This is a genomic window from Clostridium sp. Marseille-P7770 (genome assembly GCF_902143525.1).
Classification (GTDB): Bacteria; Bacillota; Clostridia; order Lachnospirales; family Lachnospiraceae; genus Pilosibacter.
The window spans coordinates 48909-67372 of the sequence record NZ_CABFVC010000002.1 but is presented as its reverse complement, the minus strand read 5'-3'; the positions used below and the strand labels follow the sequence as shown (position 1 = coordinate 67372).

Below are 18464 nucleotides of genomic sequence, written 5' to 3'. Positions count from 1 at the left end.
CTCACATACAGGACATCGCACCACCGCTTTTCCCTGACACATATAACAAATTTTTCCATTTGACATATGACCATTTCCTCTCCGATCTCCATTACATACCGGGCATGGTGAATACCCACTTCCATTGCAATGACGACAAGTATGATAACCTACTGACATATTACTATTCCTCTTTTCTTTTGAATGTATTAAGCCAAATCATGTGGTAAAATACATTTACCAATCATCTTTCTCTCTTATTTTCTATATCTATAGAGTAATATTAATGCCTTTTTCTTTCAATATAGATTTATTCAAATTAAAATCTATATTGAATTTTACCGTAAAGCTTGTTACAATAAGCAGTTAATCTATAGAGTACGTTTCAATGTTTCAATCACACTCAAGAGCTGATACTTAATCAGAAACGCTGCATCATAATATTCCTGTTCATACTTTACACAATTAACTAATGGCAAGACGTATTTTTCTGTTTCTTCAATATACTCCCTCATTTTTTCGAGTGTGAACCCCATCGCCATAGTCGAAACATTATTACAACGATCTAAGAGTTTTAATATCGATGCACTTTTATTCTTTCCGATTTTTTCATAGTAAATTCTTTTCGATTCCTCTTCTGTCATCCCTTCTTCAATCCTAAATGAAACAAGATCTATTATTTTTTTTATTGACTCATTTACATTAAGATCTTTTAGTGAAACCGTTTCATTATCCTCTATTACGTCATGCAGAAGAATTGCCGCTATCAAATTATCACTGTCAATTCTTAATGCAAATGCATGGCAAGCCATCATAAGAGGATGTGTAATATACGGAACTTTTTCTCCTCTATTGCTCTTTCGAGTAGCGCCTGCGTGGTATTTAAGCATGAGTTTTATTGCCTTTTGCGTCTCGCACATATTTTTCGCCTGTGAATACATACGTACTCTTCGAAGCATATTTTCAGGAGAGAACATCATATCATGAAGATCCCATTCTCTTACAGTATCATTTTCCTCTAATAAATAAGAAATTTTAGTATTTAATATCGCAGCTAATTTTTGTAATTTATTTATATCTGGAAGAAACTCTTCTCTTTCCCAAGAACTTATCGCTTGAAACGATACTCCCATCTTTTCAGCCAAATTCTGTTGTGTAAGCCTCAACTCTCTTCTTCGCTTTGCAACTTGTGAACCAATACTCACAGCCCATTCCTCCAAAAGTACTTTCTTATGTATCTTTACAAACACATTATAGACTCTACTCCAAAAAATACCAGCATCTTCAAATTGAATATGTTTATCTTGTACTCAAGTCAAACTGGAATATATAATTTCAAAATTTCTGATTTCACGTATGGATCTTTCATCTCTTCTTTAAAATCCACAATGTCCATAATTTCTCACATCATCACTTCATCTAAATATCCAGAATACCGCTTCTTCGTCTCCACATATCTACTCTTACTGATTAAAATTTCCTCTCCATTTTCCAACATAAAACTTTTATTCTCAATTCTCCGAATATATTTCATATTAACCAAAAAGCTCTGATGACAGCGTACAAACGAGTCTACCATTTTCTTTTCAAGGTCAGATATCTTCTCATAACATACATACTCACTTCCCAACGTATGGATAATCGTCCTATGTGCGTTACTTTCCAGATACCTAATCTCATCTAGATAGAATACCTGTTTGTGATTCTGGCACATGATCGTTACTCGTTTTTCCTCATCCTGTTTTAGTCTCTCTTTTGCTATTTCGAGAAGCTGTTTCAGGATTCTCGGATCAACTGGCTTTTTTTAATAGCCAAGTAAATTTACAGGCTTTAAAAAAATACGTTGGGAATATATTGTCGTATCTTCAGCCATATAAATAATCTGAAGTTCTGGATGTTCCTGATTTAATTCGTATGCGCAGTCGATTCCTTCCTGTCTTTCTTTCGACTCCTAAATTGATGAGTTGAATTCATGGCAGATATCCATGATCAATATATCCGGTTGTTTTCCATCTTGAAATTCTTTCTTCAAATGTCTGATATCCTGATAAATCTCAACACTTTCTATATTCGAATCTTTTGCATTTTTTAGTATATCTTCAATAGCGTTTAACACTTCCATCTGATCGTCACATACTGCAATCCTCATTTGTTTATCCCCTTATACAATTTGTACTTGTATTTTTTATCTTCTCCTTTCCGCTATTTAGCTTACTCATTTATAGAACTACATAACTTCCTCTTAATTACGAATTATACAATATGCGCCCTTCCAGTTTTCTCTGTCATCAAAATCATACCGGTTTTCGACAAAAATAGTTCTAATATCAGTAATAAAGTAGTAATCTAACGAATCCTGCCGGACATATTGGCATAAACAAAAAAGAGAGAAACATCCTCTCCCGAAGACATTTCTCCCACATTCCAATTCTCCTATATTCTCTTGTTACTTCCCCTTCCTACCCTTCCCGATCCTCATCTCCATCTCCCCCAGCATATCCTCCGCGGCCGTCCACTCGCCCATCTCCATCATTCCCATAACGACCATCATCTGGTTGTTAAAATCGTGTTCGAGTTTTCGCTGGTCGGTCTCGAAATCTTCCATGAGTTTTAAGTGACTTTTTTCGATCTCAAACTGGTCATTCAGCGCTTTTAACATTTTCTCATTTTCCTGACGTTTTTCTGTCTCCTGAGCGATGAGCGGAAGGAACATGTAGATCATAATGATCAGGATAAAAAGGAACTGCTGACCGATAGAAACCACATGCTGCTTTTTCGAAATATAATCCATGTAGGGATACATTCCGGCGAGAACGCTGACTGCGATCAGTGCTGTGACTATCTGGCTTTTTTCGCGGAACAGAGATCGTCTCCACTTTATGAGGAAAACCATTCCCATGAGGATCAGACTTAAAAGTATGGTCTCGCATGTCATGGCACGTACATAATCGTAGACCCCCCAAAATGAGCCTGTGACCAGCCAGCCATTATTTACAAATATTGCATTACAGATAAGCTCCACAACCGTCGTGCATCCGATCGCGATTACCACCATCAATATGATTCTTTTCAGGGAATCGCCAAAGCACAGAAAGATGCCACTCAGATAGATCCCCATCAGTACCCAGCTCGTCATTCCAATCACTTCCTGATCACTCAGCAAATTCATATATTCTTTCGCGCTGCATGAAAGAATATTGAAAATGATCTGCAGGATCAGCACCTTTGTAATTGTCCCCCGCCATTTCAGTGTCTGCATCAGAAAAAAGGTCGTGGGCATCAGGCCAAGTGCGCCGATCAGTATGCGCAAAACCGCATCCGTGTTCATGCCGATCTCCCCCTATCCTCTTCCGCACCGGTTCCCGCCGCGTCCAGGATCACCGTGCTCTTATATATCTTTTTCTCACTGTCGATCTTCACATTGCAGTTTCCGCCATACATCTTTGCGATCTCCCGAAGGATCCTGCTGCCATATCCGCGCTCGCCGCCTTTTTCCATTCCGAGATACTTCTCAGCAAACGGATTTTCCACAGCAATCACGAGATAGTCTGCCTTCACATGGATATCGACCCGGATCCATCTCTCACTTTCCGGAAGATATTCCACCGCCTCCATGGCATTGTTCATGAGGTTTGAAAGAATGCTGCACTGGTGGATCCTTGAAATTCCCAGAAGCTCCCCCACGTGCGCATCGACGGATAACCGGATCTTCACCTTTTGGCATCTGATCTCGTACTCCTCAAGAAGTACATTTAGGATCATGTTGGAACAGTACTGGCCTGCCTGGTTCTTCTCGATCTCCTTCTGAAGCTTTGCCGCCGCAGATCCCCGGTCTTCTGTGTGAAGATCGTTTTCAGCCTCTTTCACGATCCGCAGAAGATCTTCCCGCCTCTTGTTCAGGCGCTCCGCCTGCACTTCGGCGCTCTTCACTTCCATTTTTTTTCTGTTCAGTTCATGTTCCAGCCGCTCTTTTTTCTGCTCCAGCACCTTATTTTTACTGTTCCGGTAACCGTTTACGACCAGCACTGCTTCCGTAAAAAAACTGATGGCGACCACCGGAATACTTATCTGATTCCAGGCTGACGGGATGCCCTGAAAGAGCATATGGTTCATTATAAGAAGCGTAAACTGGCAGATGGTAAACAATATAAGAACGATCATGATACCGCGTCCTCCAGATACTGAAAATACCTCGTCCGCGCTTCCATGTACCGCTTTTTGCTGATGGGGATCTCCTCCCCGTTTTCCAGCTTAAACCGGTCATGATCCACCCGCCGGATATACTTCATATTTACAAGAAAGCTCTGATGACACCGTACAAAGGTTTCACCCATCCGCTCCTCCATATCTGAAATCTTATCATGGCACACCTGCACATTTTCGTATGTATGGATCATGGTCCGGTGGGCGCTGCTCTCCAGATACCAGATCTCATTGAGATAAAAGATCTGCTGCTGGTTCCGGCACATGATCGTCACCCGCTTTTCATCTTCCTGAGCCCGTCGTTCCTTTGCGATCTTAAGAAGCTTTTCAAGGATATCCGCATTCACCGGCTTCGTGAGATATCCCACGAGGTTTACCGGCTTCAGGAAAATATGCTGGGAATATCTCGTCGTATATCCAGTCAGGTAAATGATCTGCATCTCCGGGAATTTCTGATTCAACTCATAGGCATAATCGATTCCCTCCTGCCGCTCTTCCGTCTCCGGAATTTTTGTATTATATTCATGGCAGATATCCATGATCAGGACATCCGGTCGTTTTCCATCTTCAAATCCATCCCTCATATGCCGGATATCCTGGTAAGTTTCGACACGCTCCACCTCCGGAATCTCTCTCAGCATATTTTCGACGACATCCAGCACTTCCGGCTGGTCATCGCATACCGCAATGTTCATTTCCATGTTCCCCCATGTATTTCAATTTTCACCAATCAATCATAACATACTTTCCTTTTCGCTTCAAGTTCGCGGAATTCTCAATAAATTCCCACAATAACGCTTCAATTAATATAAGTATTGCTATTATTGACTTGATAGAGTGCACTGTGATATAGTCAGATTTAGAATAATATATTTGTAAGTTTCTATAGAACAAACCAAAGTTGGGGGGATAATATGAAGATTATTAATATTGGTTCTTTAAATATTGACCGTATCTACGGCGTGGAACATTTTGTACAGCCGGGAGAAACAATTAAGACGCGAACATATTCTGAGGCCTGCGGCGGAAAGGGACTAAACCAGTCTATCGCCATTGCGCGTTCTGGGGCGGAAGTATATCATGTAGGTGCTGTGGGCGCGGATGGCGAGATGCTTTTGGGCGTTCTGAACCAGTCAGGGGTCCACACAGAGGGAGTAAAAAAACTTTCTGGTGCCAGCGGACATGCGGTGATCCAAGTAGATCAAAGCGGACAGAATAATATTATTATCTGCGGCGGGGCCAATGATTCCGTGTCGAAAGAGATGATTGATGAGGCGGTAAAAATGGTGGAAGAGGGAGATATCGTTCTTCTCCAGAACGAAATTTCCAATGTGGGATATGCAGCTGAGACGGCGAAGAAGAGCGGAGCGAAGATCGCGCTGAATCCGTCCCCGATTAACGAGAACCTGAAGACAATCCCGATGGATCTGGTGGATTATTTTATTCTTAACGAGATCGAGGGAAAAGAGATCTCCAGGGCGGAGAGCGAGGAACCGGAAGAGATCATGGAGAAGTTAAAAGTGAAATATCCGAACGCTGCGTTCGTCCTGACATTGGGGGAGAAAGGATCCTGGTATTTTGATAAGACCCGGTGCTTCAAACAGGATATTTATAAAGTTAAAGCAGTGGATACCACTGCGGCGGGGGATACCTTCTGTGGATATTTCCTTTCCGGAATTACAAAAGGAAGAGAGATTCCGGAGATCCTGAAAACGGCAAGTGCCGCCAGTGCCATCGCCGTAAGCCGGAACGGGGCGGCTCCGAGTATTCCGGAGTATGACGAAGTGGAGACATTTGTGGCAAAGCGAAAATAAACCATAACAAAAAAATGTCATGGAAACAGGAAAGCCCTGTATCCATGACATTTTTGCCTATAATCAGTCTTTTGACATACAAATCGTCCCCGTTCTCTGAAGCTCCAGAATACCAAAGCTTCTCACAAGTTCAATAAAATCTGTGATCACGTCCGGTGCTGCATGGAACTCGATGACCATGCTTTTTGGGGAGACGTGGACGATCTTGGCGCCCATGACGCTGCAGAGCTCGATCAAAGAGCTGCGGTTTGTCGCAGAGTAGGAGACTTTGATGAGCATCATCTCCAGGAGGACGCTGCGGGTCTCCTCGAGGCGGCGGACTTTGATCACGTCCAGTTTCTTGTTTAAGTGTTTCTCAATCTGATCGACAGTGCGCTGGTCGCCGGTGGAGACGATGGTCATGCTGGAAATATCATGGCGCTCCGTCTCGCCTACGGCCAGACTGTCGATGTTGAAGCCTCTTCTCGCGAAAAGACCGGATATCTGGGAGAGAACACCGTCTTTATTTTCTACAAGTACAGAAAAAATACCTTTCATCTTGCGTTCTCCTTATTTTGTGTTGTTGTGGCTGTCGACTTCGCAGACCATGATGCAGGCATTATCGCAAGCGAGGAAACGGTCGAGCTCTGCGTCGAGAGTCTCGTTGCTCTCGCAGTGGAAGTAGTCCATATCGTAGGCAGCGGCGATTTCAGCATATTTCGGATAATCGTAGAGCTGAACACCGAAATAATGTTCCTCGTAAGTCTTTTCCTGATGCTCACGGACGAGACCGAGATAGTGGTTTCTCATGACAAGAATCTTTATCGGTACCTTGTTTACCGCGATAGTTCCAAGCTCGTACATGGACATCTGGAAGGAACCGTCACCGCAGACAACGACGACCTGTTTGTCCGGCGTACACATCTTCGCTCCGATTCCGGCCGGGATTGAGTAGCCCATGGTTCCCATACCGCCGCTTGTGAGGAAACGACCGTTCTTCATCACATAGTTGTCGGCAGACCAGAGCTGGTTCTGTCCGACATCCGCAACATAGATTGCGTCATCGTCCATCTTCTCAGAGAGATGCTGGACTAAAAGCATCGGATTTACGAGTTTATCACTGAAGACACGGTGGTCTACCGTACTTTTCTTGATATCCTGAAGTGTCTCGATCCAGTTTGTGGTATCGATGGAAATATTCTCCTGCAGCAGACGATCGAAGATACTCTTGATATCACCGACAAGCGGGATCGTAGGTCCGAGGTTTTTGCCGATCTCGGCGGTATCGATATCGATGTGGATGATATTGACCTGCTGTTCCAGATTTTCCGGCTTGGGAACGGCACGGTCGGCGATCCTCGCACCGGCAATGATCAGAAGGTCACTGTTTGCCACGGCACGGTTTGCATACGGTTTTCCGTTATTTCCCAGCATTCCGAAGTACAGCGGGTGGTTTTTCGGCATAACGCCGATGCCCATCATCGTTGTTACAAGCGGGATATTGTTCTTCTCACAGAACTGGCGGACACACTCCTCGCCGTTTCCGAGGATCACGCCGCCGCCGGCACAGATCAGAGGCTTTTTCGCTTTATTGATCGCAGCGACCACTTTATGCATCTGTGGGTTATTTCCCTTTGTGCTTGGCTTGTATCCGCGGATATTGACCTCGGACGTGTAGTCGAAAGACTTCTTTAAGAGGTCGATCTGGACGTCACAGGGGATGTCGATGAGGACCGGTCCCTTTCTTCCGGTGGAAGCAATATAGAAAGCTTCCTTAAAGATACGCGGAATATCGTCAGCGCTCTTTACAAGATAGCTGTATTTTACGAAGGACTCGGTGGAACCACGCATATCGGCTTCCTGGAATACGTCACGTCCAAGGAGATTGGAGTTTACCTGTCCGGTGATCGCGATAAGCGGAATACTGTCGGCGTAGGCCGTTGCCAGCGCCGTGATCAGGTTCGTCGCGCCAGGACCGGAAGATGTGACGCAGACGGCGGCCTTTCTGGAGATGCGGGCATAACCGCTTGCGGCGTGTCCGGCCGCCTGCTCCTGACGGACAAGGACATGCTCGATGGTTCCGGCATTATATAAGGCCTCATAAAACGGGGAGATCGCAACGCCCGGATATCCGAAGATCCTGGTTACGCCCTCCTCCTCGAGGCATTTGACCATAGCTTCTGCACCATTCATAATAACTTAAAATACCCCCTCAAGTAAGCGTTTAAAAGATGTCTGGGGGCAAAAAAATGATGATTTTGCCCTTATAATCTTTGAGAATAATTAATAAGAATTATATCGCATTTTGAGAGGGGATGTCAATGTGGAAAGGCATGATATCCATGGAAATTACCAGATGTCGACGGGTATATGTCTGACAAACACGACGGCGGATGGATATTAGGTGGCTGCTAACAGCGCATGAGTGAAATAGTGGTCTTATTGACCTAAAACAGCCAGACAAATCGCTGAAAAGCGGTTTGTTAAATAAGAAATTTTCTCAATAAGACGGTTTAGCCTTAGACAAAGAGCATGTCGCAGAGTTAGTTATGCCTAATTTTTGTTTGCAACAGAATCACATTTCCCCTAATTGACAAATCAAACTTTATCAGCTAAAATATATTTACTTGAAGATACATGAATGCAAAATGGGCTGCCAGGGTAGTTCCTCTGCATTTACTGTATCTTTTTTATTTGAATAAACCTTATTGCCATTATATATCATGTATATTTCTTCATATTTGTAAGGTAAGAAAAAGAGTCCCCGGGAATCATCCCAGGGACTCTCTATGATCTTACGATCTTATATCCTATTTGTAACCTTTCTCATGAAGAGCAGCCTGTGCAGCAGCAAGTCTTGCGATCGGTACACGGAACGGTGAGCAGCTTACGTAGTTTAAGCCAACCTTGTGGCAGAACTCTACGGAAGACGGATCTCCGCCGTGCTCGCCGCAGATACCGCACTTTAACTCCGGACGTGTTGCGCGTCCTTCCTTAACTGCGAGCTCTACGAGACGGCCAACACCAGTCTGGTCAAGTCTTGCGAACGGATCAGACTCGTAGATCTTTGCTTTGTAGTAAGAATCAAGGAACTTACCGGCATCATCACGGGAGAAGCCGAATGTCATCTGTGTCAGGTCGTTTGTACCGAAGGAGAAGAACTCAGCTTCCTCTGCGATCTGGCCTGCAGTAAGAGCTGCACGCGGGATCTCAATCATTGTACCGATGTGGTACTGCATATCGGAGCCTTTCTCTTTCTTAACCTGCTCAGCAACTTCAACAACGATATCTTTCACGAATTTGAGCTCTTTCTTCTCGCCAACGAGCGGGATCATGATCTCCGGAATGATATCATATCCATCTTCTTCTTTTACTTCGATCGCTGCTTCCATGATCGCACGTGTCTGCATCTTTGCAAGCTCCGGATAGGTAACTGCAAGACGGCATCCACGATGACCCATCATCGGGTTGAACTCATGAAGCTCATCGCATTTCTTCTTGATCTCGTCAACAGTCTTGCCCATATCCTTTGCAAGCTCTGCCATCTCTTCCTCTGTCTTAGGAGTGAACTCATGCAGCGGCGGATCTAAGTAGCGGACTGTCATTGGTCTGCCCTCGAGTGCCTTGTACATAGCCTTGAAATCGCTCTTCTGGTACGGAAGGAGTTTGCTTAATGCTTCCTCTCTTGCCTCTACAGTATCGGAAACGATCATTCTTCTTAAGTTGTGGATTCTCTCCGGATCAAAGAACATATGCTCAGTACGGCAAAGACCGATGCCCTCTGCACCAAGTTTTACAGCGTTCTTTGTATCAGCCGGTGTATCAGCGTTTGTGCGGACACCAAGTTTTCTGAAGGAGTCAGCCCAATCCATGATTCTCTTGAAGTTTCCGCCTACGGATGCTTCCTGAGTCTTGATATCGCCGTTGTAGATCTTACCTGTTGTACCATCTAAGGAGATGTAGTCTCCCTCGTGGAAGGTATGTCCGCCGAGTGTGAATTCCTTCTTCTCCTCGTCGATCTTGATCTCGCCGCAACCGGATACACAGCAGGTACCCATACCACGGGCAACAACAGCTGCGTGGGATGTCATACCGCCGCGGACTGTTAAGATACCCTGTGCAGCGTGCATTCCTTCGATATCCTCCGGGGATGTCTCAAGACGAACCAGGATCACTCTCTCGCCCTTGCCGCCGATACCAGCTGCCTTCGCGTCATCTGCTGTGAAGCAAACTTTACCAGCTGCAGCACCCGGGGAAGCCGGAAGAGCCTGTCCGATCACTTCGCCTGCCTTTAATGCAGCCGGATCGAAGGTCGGATGTAATAACTGATCAAGGGATTTCGCTTCGATTCTGCAAACAGCTTCCTCAGGAGTGATCTGTCCCTCATCTACTAAATCGCATGCGATCTGGATTGCAGCCGGAGCAGTTCTCTTACCGTTACGTGTCTGTAAGAAGTAGAGCTTGCCTTCCTCGATCGTGAACTCCATATCCTGCATGTCGTGGAAATGGTTCTCAAGCTTCATAGCCAGTTCCATGAACTGTTTGTAGCACTCCGGAAGATCTTTCTCAAGCTGAGTGATCGGCTGCGGCGTACGAACACCGGCAACAACGTCCTCGCCCTGTGCATTGATCAGATACTCACCGAAGATGCCCTTTGCACCTGTGGATGGGTTACGGGTGAACGCAACGCCTGTACCGGAGGTATTTCCCTTATTACCGAATACCATGGTCTGTACGTTTACTGCGGTACCCCAGTCACCCGGAATATCATTCATACGACGGTAAACGATCGCACGCGGGTTGTCCCAGGAACGGAATACTGCTTTTACAGCGCCCATTAACTGTTCCTTCGGATCCTGCGGGAACTCTTCGCCGTTCATAGCCTCTTTGTATACAGCTTTGAACTTCTCAGCGAGTTCCTTTAAATCGTTAGCGTCTAACTCTGTATCATAGTGAACGCCTTTTGCTTCCTTCATCTCGTCGATGATCTTCTCGAAGTAGGACTTCGGAACTTCCATAACAACGTCGGAATACATCTGGATGAATCTTCTGTAGGAGTCATATGCGAAACGCGGATTTCCTGTCTTCTTTGCGAAGCCCTCAACCGCTACATCGTTTAAACCAAGGTTTAAGATGGTGTCCATCATACCCGGCATGGATGCACGCGCACCGGAACGTACAGATACGAGCAACGGATCTTCTGTATCACCGAATTTCTTTCCATTTACGCCCTCGAGCCATGTAAGAGCTTCGAAGATCTGGTCCTGGATCTCTTTTGTGATCTGCTTTCCGCTGTTATAGTAATCTGTGCAGGCTTCTGTTGTTACTGTGAATCCCTGCGGAATCGGCATACCGAGATTTGTCATCTCAGCAAGGTTACAACCTTTGCCGCCGAGAAGATTTCTCATAGCTGCACTGCCTTCTTCAAACTTATAAACCCACTTTGCCATAAGTTGTTATTCCTCCTAGAATTAGATTTAGCTTAGACTTAAGATGTCTGTGGCTGCCCTCATTTCTTTGCTCCCCTTGCGGTAACCCCATGCCCCATCACACGATCTCTGGTTTTAGAGATTTCGCACAAAAAAATTGAGTGTCGGAAAAAAGGTCTGTACATATTATAAGGGATGTTGCCAAAATTTGCAACATCCCTTTGTAAATCTTTCGTGATTTTTTCACATATTTTCGTGTTTTTTCGCAATACTCTTTAGACATAATTGTGTATATTTTATATTCAATTTAGTACAATTAACCAATGAGCACTGCGATCAGGATCCCCAGGATCGCCCCGGCAACTACCTGCAGCGGCGTATGTCCCACGTATTCCTTTAATTTTTCCTGGAGAAATACTCCATCAAGGTTCAGAATATTCTCAAAAAATACACTATTCAGCAGCTTCGCCTGTTTTCCCGTCTCCCGTCTCACGCCCATCGCATCGTACATTACGATCATCGCAAGGACAAAGCTGACGGCAAACTCAAAACTTCCGACTCCGTATTTCATTCCGGAAGCTGTTGTGAGCGCGCAGACGGTAGCCGAATGGGAGCTCGGCATTCCGCCTGACCCGAAGATCCGTTCAGGATTAAAAGACCGGTTCAGGACCATATCGATCACGGTCTTTAAAAACTGCGCGACCGTCCACCCCAGCACAGCACTGATCAGCACCTGGTTTCCCAGAAGTTCATTCCATATCGTCATGTTTTCCTCTTTTCTGTAAGATCATTATCAGGCGGCTATTCAGACAAGTGAAAGCACGCTTCGCGGGTTTCCCCTTGTTATCGCGACAGTCGCCAGGGTCTCGCGCAAGCGCGGACTCTGGCTCGTTGTTCGCGTAAATGACATTCCCGCCCACATGGATGCGTGGGCGGGAATGGATTGTGTGAACAACTTAATATCCGATCAGCCAGTCGTATAATTCCTGATATTTCTTTGCGGAGCTATTCCATGAAAAATCTACAGCCATAGCCCGGTCAATGATCTTGTTCCACTCCCGCTTCTTATCGTAGAAGATATGTTTCGCGTAGCGGATGATGTTTAACATTTCGTGGGCATTGTAGTTTGCAAAGGAGAATCCCGTTCCTGTTCCCTCAAACTCGTTGTACGGCCACACCGTATCCTTTAAGCCGCCGGTCTCACGGACGATCGGCACCGTGCCGTACCGGAGCGCCATGAGCTGGCTCAGTCCGCACGGTTCAAATAAGGAAGGCATCAGGAAGGCATCGCAGGCCGCATAGATCTTGTGGGACAGCGGCTCGGAATAATAGATCTGCGCCGATACCCTGTCGTGATACTTCCAGTCATAATGGCGGAACATATTTTCATAGTTCTCATCGCCGGTTCCGAGGACCACTAACTGGACATCGTCTGTACAGATCTCGTCCATAACGCACTGGATCAAGTCGAGACCTTTCTGGCTCGTGAGTCTCGAGACGATACCGATCATAAATTTCTTATCATCTCTGGCAAGTCCGAGCTCTTCCTGGAGTGCGCGTTTATTTTTGACTTTTTCTTTTCGGAAGTTCTTCGCATTATAATTCTGAACGATATCCCGGTCCGTCTCCGGGTTGAATACATCGTAGTCGATTCCGTTTACGATACCGCGGAGATCATTGGCGCGGGCGCGCATGAGTCCGTCCAGTCCTTCCCCGTAGAACGGAGTCTTGATCTCCTCCGCGTAAGTATTGCTGACCGTCGTGATCGCATCCGCGTACACGAGACCGCCCTTTAACATATTTCCGTCTTTATAAGCTTCCAGCTTATCAGGAGTAAAGAAATAGTCCGGAAGACCGGAAAATCTCTGAATCGTCTTCACATCCCAAACGCCCTGGAATTTCAGGTTGTGGATCGTCATAACGGATTTGATCCCGCGGAAGAATTCGCCCTCGCCGAATCTGCCTTTCAGATATACCGGGATCAGTCCGGTCTGCCAGTCGTGGCAGTGGATCACATCCGGTCTCCAACCGATTACCGGGAGTGCGGATAAGGCCGCCTGGGAGAAGAATGAGAATTTTTCCAGATCGTAATACCAGTCTCCATACGGCTTTTCTCCCCAGAAATAGCTCTCGTTGTCGATAAAATAGAAGGTGATCCCCTCATAAACATATTCAAGGATCCCGACATAACGGCTCTGTCCCAGATAGTCCATATAGAAATGATTTACATAAGTAAGGTTGCTCAAAAATTTATCTTTGATGCAGAGATATTTCGGGATCATGACCCGAACATCAAAATATTCTTTATCAAAACATTTCGGTAAGGAACCCACAACATCGGCAAGTCCGCCTGTCTTGATAAAAGGTACAGCTTCGGAAGCGACAAACAATATTTTTTTCATGATAACCCATCCTTCCACTTTTCTTGCGTTACCGTTCACCGATATGGACCCGGTAACGTGATCCCGTCGGTCTTTCCATCCCCTGTCGGCAGGATCCGCAGCCAGAACTGCATCATACGGGATCTTCCGTTCAAAAGATCCCTGCCAGTGAACAGCGCTCTGTGCCCCGCTATTAGATTCAGTATAACACATCCCTGTAAAATTAGAAAGTGGGTCTTTTTTGTTTTTTCAGATTTTTCAGATTCGTTTATAATCCAGTCGGATTTTGTCTGCAATCAATGCAATAAATTCTGAATTTGTCGGTTTGCCTTTGCCGCCGTTTACCGTATATCCGAAGAGGCTGTTCAGTGTGTCGAGCTCTCCTCTTCCCCAGGCCACTTCGATCGCATGGCGGATGGCGCGCTCCACGCGGCTCGGCGTCGTTTTATGGGTCTTCGCGATCGTCGGATATAAGATCTTCGTGACCGAAGACAACATCTCGGTATCCCGGACCGACATGATGATAGCATCTCTCAGGTACTGATATCCCTTAATATGTGCCGGGATCCCGATCTCATGCAGCATCTGGGTCACATCCGTCTCCAGATTCTGTTCCATGTAGTTCTCCTTGTCGAGATAAGGCTGTACCCGTTTCACTTCCGTATGTACATTGCCCGCCGCTTTCGCCCGTCCGCGGCAGACTCTGCGTATCTTGTCCAGGATCACGTCGCGGTTGAACGGTTTCATGATATAATAATTCGCTCCGAGGCGGAACGCATCCTCTGTCACATCCTGACTGCTGGCCGCCGTCACCATGATAAACGAAGGGTGGTTCTTCATCTGCGTGTTATTCTTTATCTTTTCCATGACAGAAATTCCGTCAAGTCTCGGCATGATCACATCCATGAGGACAATATCCGGATTTGTTCGGACGATCATATTGTATGCGTCCTCGCCATTATCTGCTTTTCCAACCACATGGATCCCGTCCTCTTTCTCCAGGATCTCGCCAAGTAAATTCAAAGTCTGTCTGTTGTCATCCGCGATCGCAATTGATAATTCTGCCATAATGTTCCTCCTGTTACACTCTGCGTTCTTTTTCTTTCATTTCCCCTGATCCTTTCGGATAGCCGCCGCGATCTTTCACGTTTTGATCTTCTCCGGTAAGAATGTAGAAATTATACGATTTTCTTTCTGTCGAATTCAAGGTTAAACAGGTGTGATTTCAGGTTTTTGCTCGTCATTTTCTGACTATATTCTATTATTTTGTAAATATCTAAATATTTTTCAGCATTCTCTTAGCGGATCTTAGCGAATTTTCGAGTCGAAACAGTTATACAAAAGAATGTGCCTCGGCACATTCTCGCGCCGAGCGCGGTCGCTTGCGACAATCTTCATCTTCGCGCGAGTGTGCATCTTAGGCACGTAGCGCCTTTTTGTTTAACAGGAAGTTCCTTCGGAATTTCCTGTTAAACAAAAAAGCCCCGGCATGTCTCCATACCAGGGCTTCGTACTCTGTAAGTATTCTTATTTGATCGTGAGCAGGTAATTCGCAAACTGCTGGGCAGTACGGCCGGAAAGTCCGCCGCCGCGCATCTCGAAGCGGTTCGCCTCGTAGCAGATCTCCTCGTCCGTCATGATATCCGGAGTGATGCCTGCACGTCTCGCAAGTGCGATCGCCATCTCGTTGAAGCCTTCCTTGTTCGGCTTCGCATAGTAGATGGAAAGTCCAAAACGGTTGACCAGGGAGAGTTTTTCTTCCATAGTGTCGGAACGGTGCAGATCTTCGCTGTGCTCCATATCCTCTCTGTCCTTCCATGTCTCCTTGATCAGATGACGGCGGTTTGATGTCGCATAAATCAGGACATTGTCCGGCTTCGTCTCAACGCCGCCTTCGATAACGGCCTTTAAGAACTTGTACTCGATCTCAAATTCTTCGAAAGAAAGATCATCCATGTAGATGATGAACTTGTAATTGCGGTTCTTGATCTGGGCGATGATCGTCGAGAGATCCTTAAACTGGTGCTTGTAGATCTCGATCATGCGCAGTCCCTGCGGATAGAACTGGTTGACGATCGCCTTGATGCTCGTGGATTTACCGGTACCGCTGTCACCGAACAACAGGACGTTGTTCGCCGCTTTTCCGTCGCAGAACGCCTGGGTATTCTCCACAAGTTTCTTCTTCTGAAGCTCATATCCGATGAGGTCGTCCAGCATCACGGCATCCATGTTGTTGATCGGGAGGAAGCGGACGGAGCCGTCTCCATTCTCAGCAATGCGGAACGCCTTGTTGAGACCGAACATGCCGACACCGAAGTCCTTGTAGAATTCCGTCACATATTTGAAGAAATCAGCTCCGGACTCAGCCGTCTCAAGCTGTTCACTTAAATTTCTCACCTTTTCGCTGACATTTTTATTGTACATCAGCTCTTTTTTGCGGATCGCCTTATAGTGAGTCAGCTGGGTGAAGCAATCGATGGAAAGTTCTTTTTCCATCCAGGAGAAATCATAGTCGAACAGCTTTTTAAACATCTCAAAGTCATGAGTCACAAAGTTGTTGACCGTTCCGTCCTGAGCCCCCATCTTTTCACAGACGAGGCTGAACGGATTCTCGTTCGTGATCAGCAGGAAAGTCAGGTAATTATGCCATAAATTTTTATCAAATGCATAGTCTGTTGCAACCGTCAGAAGATTTTTTACCTGATGGAACACGCGTCCGCGCAGTGCGTCTTTGGACTCTGTCTGATTTTTTAATTTTTCGCAGATATCCGCAAGCTGCCAGAGGATCGAGTCTTCCGGCAGGCTGCCGTATACGAGCAGGTTTGATACGATCTCATTCATATGGTTTCCTCTCTTGATGCAAAGGACGGCGCAGCTTCTCAACAAGCCCGCCGCCCTTTTTCATTTTCTTCAATTTCGATGTACATCTTCTTGTCTGCTTTCGCGGTCAGGAAGCTTCGGGCGTCAGCCCTATAAATCCTTCGCCTACTCTACGATCGCACCTTTATCTGCGGAGGATACGTTCTTTGCGTAGCGTTTTAAGTATCCGGTCAGCTTCTTCGGCTCACGGATCTTCATGGTCTTCTTTCTCTCTTCCATCTCTTCATCAGAAACGAGAAGCTTTAAGCTGTAGTTTGGGATGTCGATCGCGATCTTGTCGCCGTCCTTGATGTAAGCGATCGGGCCGCCTGCAGCTGCCTCCGGAGAGATATGTCCGATTGCTGCACCACAGGATGCGCCGGAGAAACGGCCATCTGTCAGGAGAGCAACGGTCGTATCGAGTTTCATGCCAACGATCGCGGATGTCGGGGAGAGCATCTCTCTCATTCCCGGGCCGCCTGCCGGTCCCTCGTAACGGATGACAACGATGTCGCCCGGAACGATCTTTCCTGCGTAGATCGCAGCGATCGCCTCTTCCTCGGAGTCAAAGCACTTTGCAGTACCTGTGTTGACTAACATCTCCGGTTTTACAGCGGAACGTTTTACGATCGCGCCGTTCGGAGCAAGGTTTCCGAAAAGAACGGCAAGTCCGCCTGTCTTTGTGTACGGATTGTCGATCGGACGGATAACTTCCGGATTGCGGTTTACTGCATGTGCAACGTTCTCAGCAACCGTCTTTCCTGTTACAGTCTTGCACTGTCCCTGGATCATTCCTGCATCGAGAAGCTCTTTTAATACTGCGGAGATTCCGCCTGCTTCCATCAGATCCTGCATGTGGTGATGTCCGGCCGGTGCAAGATGGCACAGGTTCGGAGTATGCTCACTGATGTCGTTGATCATATGAAGGTCAAGAGCGATATCAGCCTCGTGAGCGATCGCAAGAAGATGAAGTGCGGAGTTTGTGGAGCAGCCGAGAGCCATATCGGTTGTCAGCGCGTTCTCGAATGCTGCCGGTGTTACGATATCACGCGGACGGATATCATCGGCAAGCAGCTTCATAACCTGCATACCAGCTGTCTTTGCAAGGCGGATACGCTCTGCGTATACAGCCGGGATCGTACCATTTCCCGGAAGTCCGAGACCAAGAACTTCTGTTAAGCAGTTCATGGAGTTTGCAGTGAACATACCGGAACAGGAACCGCAGCCCGGGCAGGAGCTTCCCTCGATCTCAGCGAGTTCTTCGTCGTTGATAAGATTTGCTTTTCTGGCTCCAACTGCCTCGAATACAGTATTTAAATCTCTCTGGTTGATGGAGAGCATTGGACCGCCGGATACGAAGATACACGGAAGGTTCAGACGCATTGCTGCCATTAACATACCCGGAACGATCTTATCACAGTTCGGGATGAATACGAGTGCGTCGAAGCAGTGTGCCTTTACCATACATTCGATGGTATCTGCGATCAGCTCACGAGAGCTTAAAGAGAAGTGCATTCCATCATGGCCCATGGCGATACCATCGCAGACACCGATGGTATTGAACTCCATCGGAGTTCCACCTGCTGCAAGGACGCCGTCCTTTACGGCACGGGCGATGGTCTGTAAGTGCATATGTCCCGGTGCTACTTCATTGAAAGAGTTTACAACGCCGATAAACGGGCGGCGCATCTGCTCGTCGTTATATCCATCTGCCTTTAAAAGGGAACGGTGCGGCGCATGCTCTACGCCAGCTTTTACTTTATCTGAATTCATGATTTTTCTCCTTATGAAACCCAAAGCCAGGCGGTGATGCCTGGCCT

The 18464-nt window shown here is 46.4% G+C and carries 15 protein-coding genes; 1 reads left to right on the top strand and 14 read right to left on the bottom strand.

The features are described from left to right. Positions 1 to 350 precede the first annotated feature (350 nt). The 6 genes from FN001_RS04075 to FN001_RS04050 all read right to left on the bottom strand — a co-directional run bounded on the left by FN001_RS04075 (position 351) and on the right by FN001_RS04050 (position 4877). Positions 351 to 1184 (bottom strand): helix-turn-helix domain-containing protein, encoded by an 834-nt coding sequence (locus tag FN001_RS04075; protein WP_142410909.1) that lies wholly within the window; start codon positions 1182 to 1184, stop codon positions 351 to 353. 197 nt (positions 1185 to 1381) lie between these two features. Next, on the bottom strand, positions 1382 to 1693 hold the full coding sequence (locus tag FN001_RS18670; RefSeq protein ID WP_142410908.1) for a LytTR family DNA-binding domain-containing protein: 312 nt from the start codon (positions 1691 to 1693) through the stop codon (positions 1382 to 1384). A 237-nt stretch (positions 1694 to 1930) separates the two neighbouring features. Then, on the bottom strand, positions 1931 to 2128 hold the full coding sequence (locus FN001_RS04065; RefSeq protein ID WP_142410907.1) for a hypothetical protein: 198 nt from the start codon (positions 2126 to 2128) through the stop codon (positions 1931 to 1933). Positions 2129 to 2425: 297 nt separating this feature from the next. After that, complete coding sequence (locus FN001_RS04060) at positions 2426 to 3307, bottom strand: hypothetical protein (protein ID WP_142410906.1); 882 nt, start codon at positions 3305 to 3307, stop codon at positions 2426 to 2428. Continuing rightward, the gene (locus tag FN001_RS04055; protein WP_142410905.1) at positions 3304 to 4140 is read right to left on the bottom strand and encodes a GHKL domain-containing protein; all 837 of its coding nucleotides are present in this window, start codon (positions 4138 to 4140) and stop codon (positions 3304 to 3306) included. The genes FN001_RS04060 and FN001_RS04055 overlap by 4 nt, the downstream gene beginning before the upstream one ends. Next, a complete protein-coding gene (locus FN001_RS04050) occupies positions 4137 to 4877 on the bottom strand; it encodes a LytR/AlgR family response regulator transcription factor (protein WP_185911835.1) in 741 nt (246 codons plus the stop codon). The genes FN001_RS04055 and FN001_RS04050 overlap by 4 nt, the downstream gene beginning before the upstream one ends. A 219-nt stretch (positions 4878 to 5096) precedes the next feature. Between FN001_RS04050 and FN001_RS04045 the strand changes: the two genes are divergently transcribed. After that, the gene (locus FN001_RS04045) at positions 5097 to 5996 is read left to right on the top strand and encodes a ribokinase (protein ID WP_142410903.1); all 900 of its coding nucleotides are present in this window, start codon (positions 5097 to 5099) and stop codon (positions 5994 to 5996) included. Between the two features lie 63 nt (positions 5997 to 6059). Here FN001_RS04045 and ilvN read toward each other — a convergent pair whose 3' ends face one another. The 8 genes from ilvN to ilvD form a co-directional block, all read right to left on the bottom strand. Then, a complete protein-coding gene (ilvN, locus tag FN001_RS04040; protein ID WP_117505587.1) occupies positions 6060 to 6533 on the bottom strand; it encodes an acetolactate synthase small subunit in 474 nt (157 codons plus the stop codon). A 12-nt stretch (positions 6534 to 6545) separates the two neighbouring features. Continuing rightward, positions 6546 to 8168 (bottom strand): biosynthetic-type acetolactate synthase large subunit, encoded by a 1623-nt coding sequence (ilvB, locus tag FN001_RS04035; protein ID WP_142410902.1) that lies wholly within the window; start codon positions 8166 to 8168, stop codon positions 6546 to 6548. A gap of 617 nt (positions 8169 to 8785) precedes the next feature. Beyond that, on the bottom strand, positions 8786 to 11425 hold the full coding sequence (gene ppdK, locus FN001_RS04030) for a pyruvate, phosphate dikinase (protein WP_142410901.1): 2640 nt from the start codon (positions 11423 to 11425) through the stop codon (positions 8786 to 8788). Between the two features lie 295 nt (positions 11426 to 11720). Beyond that, a complete protein-coding gene (locus FN001_RS04025) occupies positions 11721 to 12170 on the bottom strand; it encodes a divergent PAP2 family protein (protein ID WP_118529338.1) in 450 nt (149 codons plus the stop codon). Positions 12171 to 12360: 190 nt separating this feature from the next. Then, positions 12361 to 13806: a glycogen synthase GlgA gene (gene glgA, locus FN001_RS04020; protein ID WP_142410900.1), complete on the bottom strand. Its 1446-nt coding sequence runs from the start codon at positions 13804 to 13806 to the stop codon at positions 12361 to 12363. A 237-nt stretch (positions 13807 to 14043) separates the two neighbouring features. Beyond that, positions 14044 to 14853: a sporulation transcription factor Spo0A gene (gene spo0A / locus FN001_RS04015; protein ID WP_118322368.1), complete on the bottom strand. Its 810-nt coding sequence runs from the start codon at positions 14851 to 14853 to the stop codon at positions 14044 to 14046. A gap of 459 nt (positions 14854 to 15312) precedes the next feature. Further along, positions 15313 to 16626 carry an ATP-binding protein gene (locus FN001_RS04010; RefSeq protein WP_118298850.1) on the bottom strand — a complete coding sequence of 438 codons (1314 nt, stop codon included), beginning with the start codon at positions 16624 to 16626 and terminating at the stop codon, positions 15313 to 15315. 144 nt (positions 16627 to 16770) lie between these two features. Further along, positions 16771 to 18417 (bottom strand): dihydroxy-acid dehydratase, encoded by a 1647-nt coding sequence (gene ilvD, locus FN001_RS04005; protein ID WP_142410899.1) that lies wholly within the window; start codon positions 18415 to 18417, stop codon positions 16771 to 16773. Between the last annotated feature and the right edge of the window lie 47 nt (positions 18418 to 18464).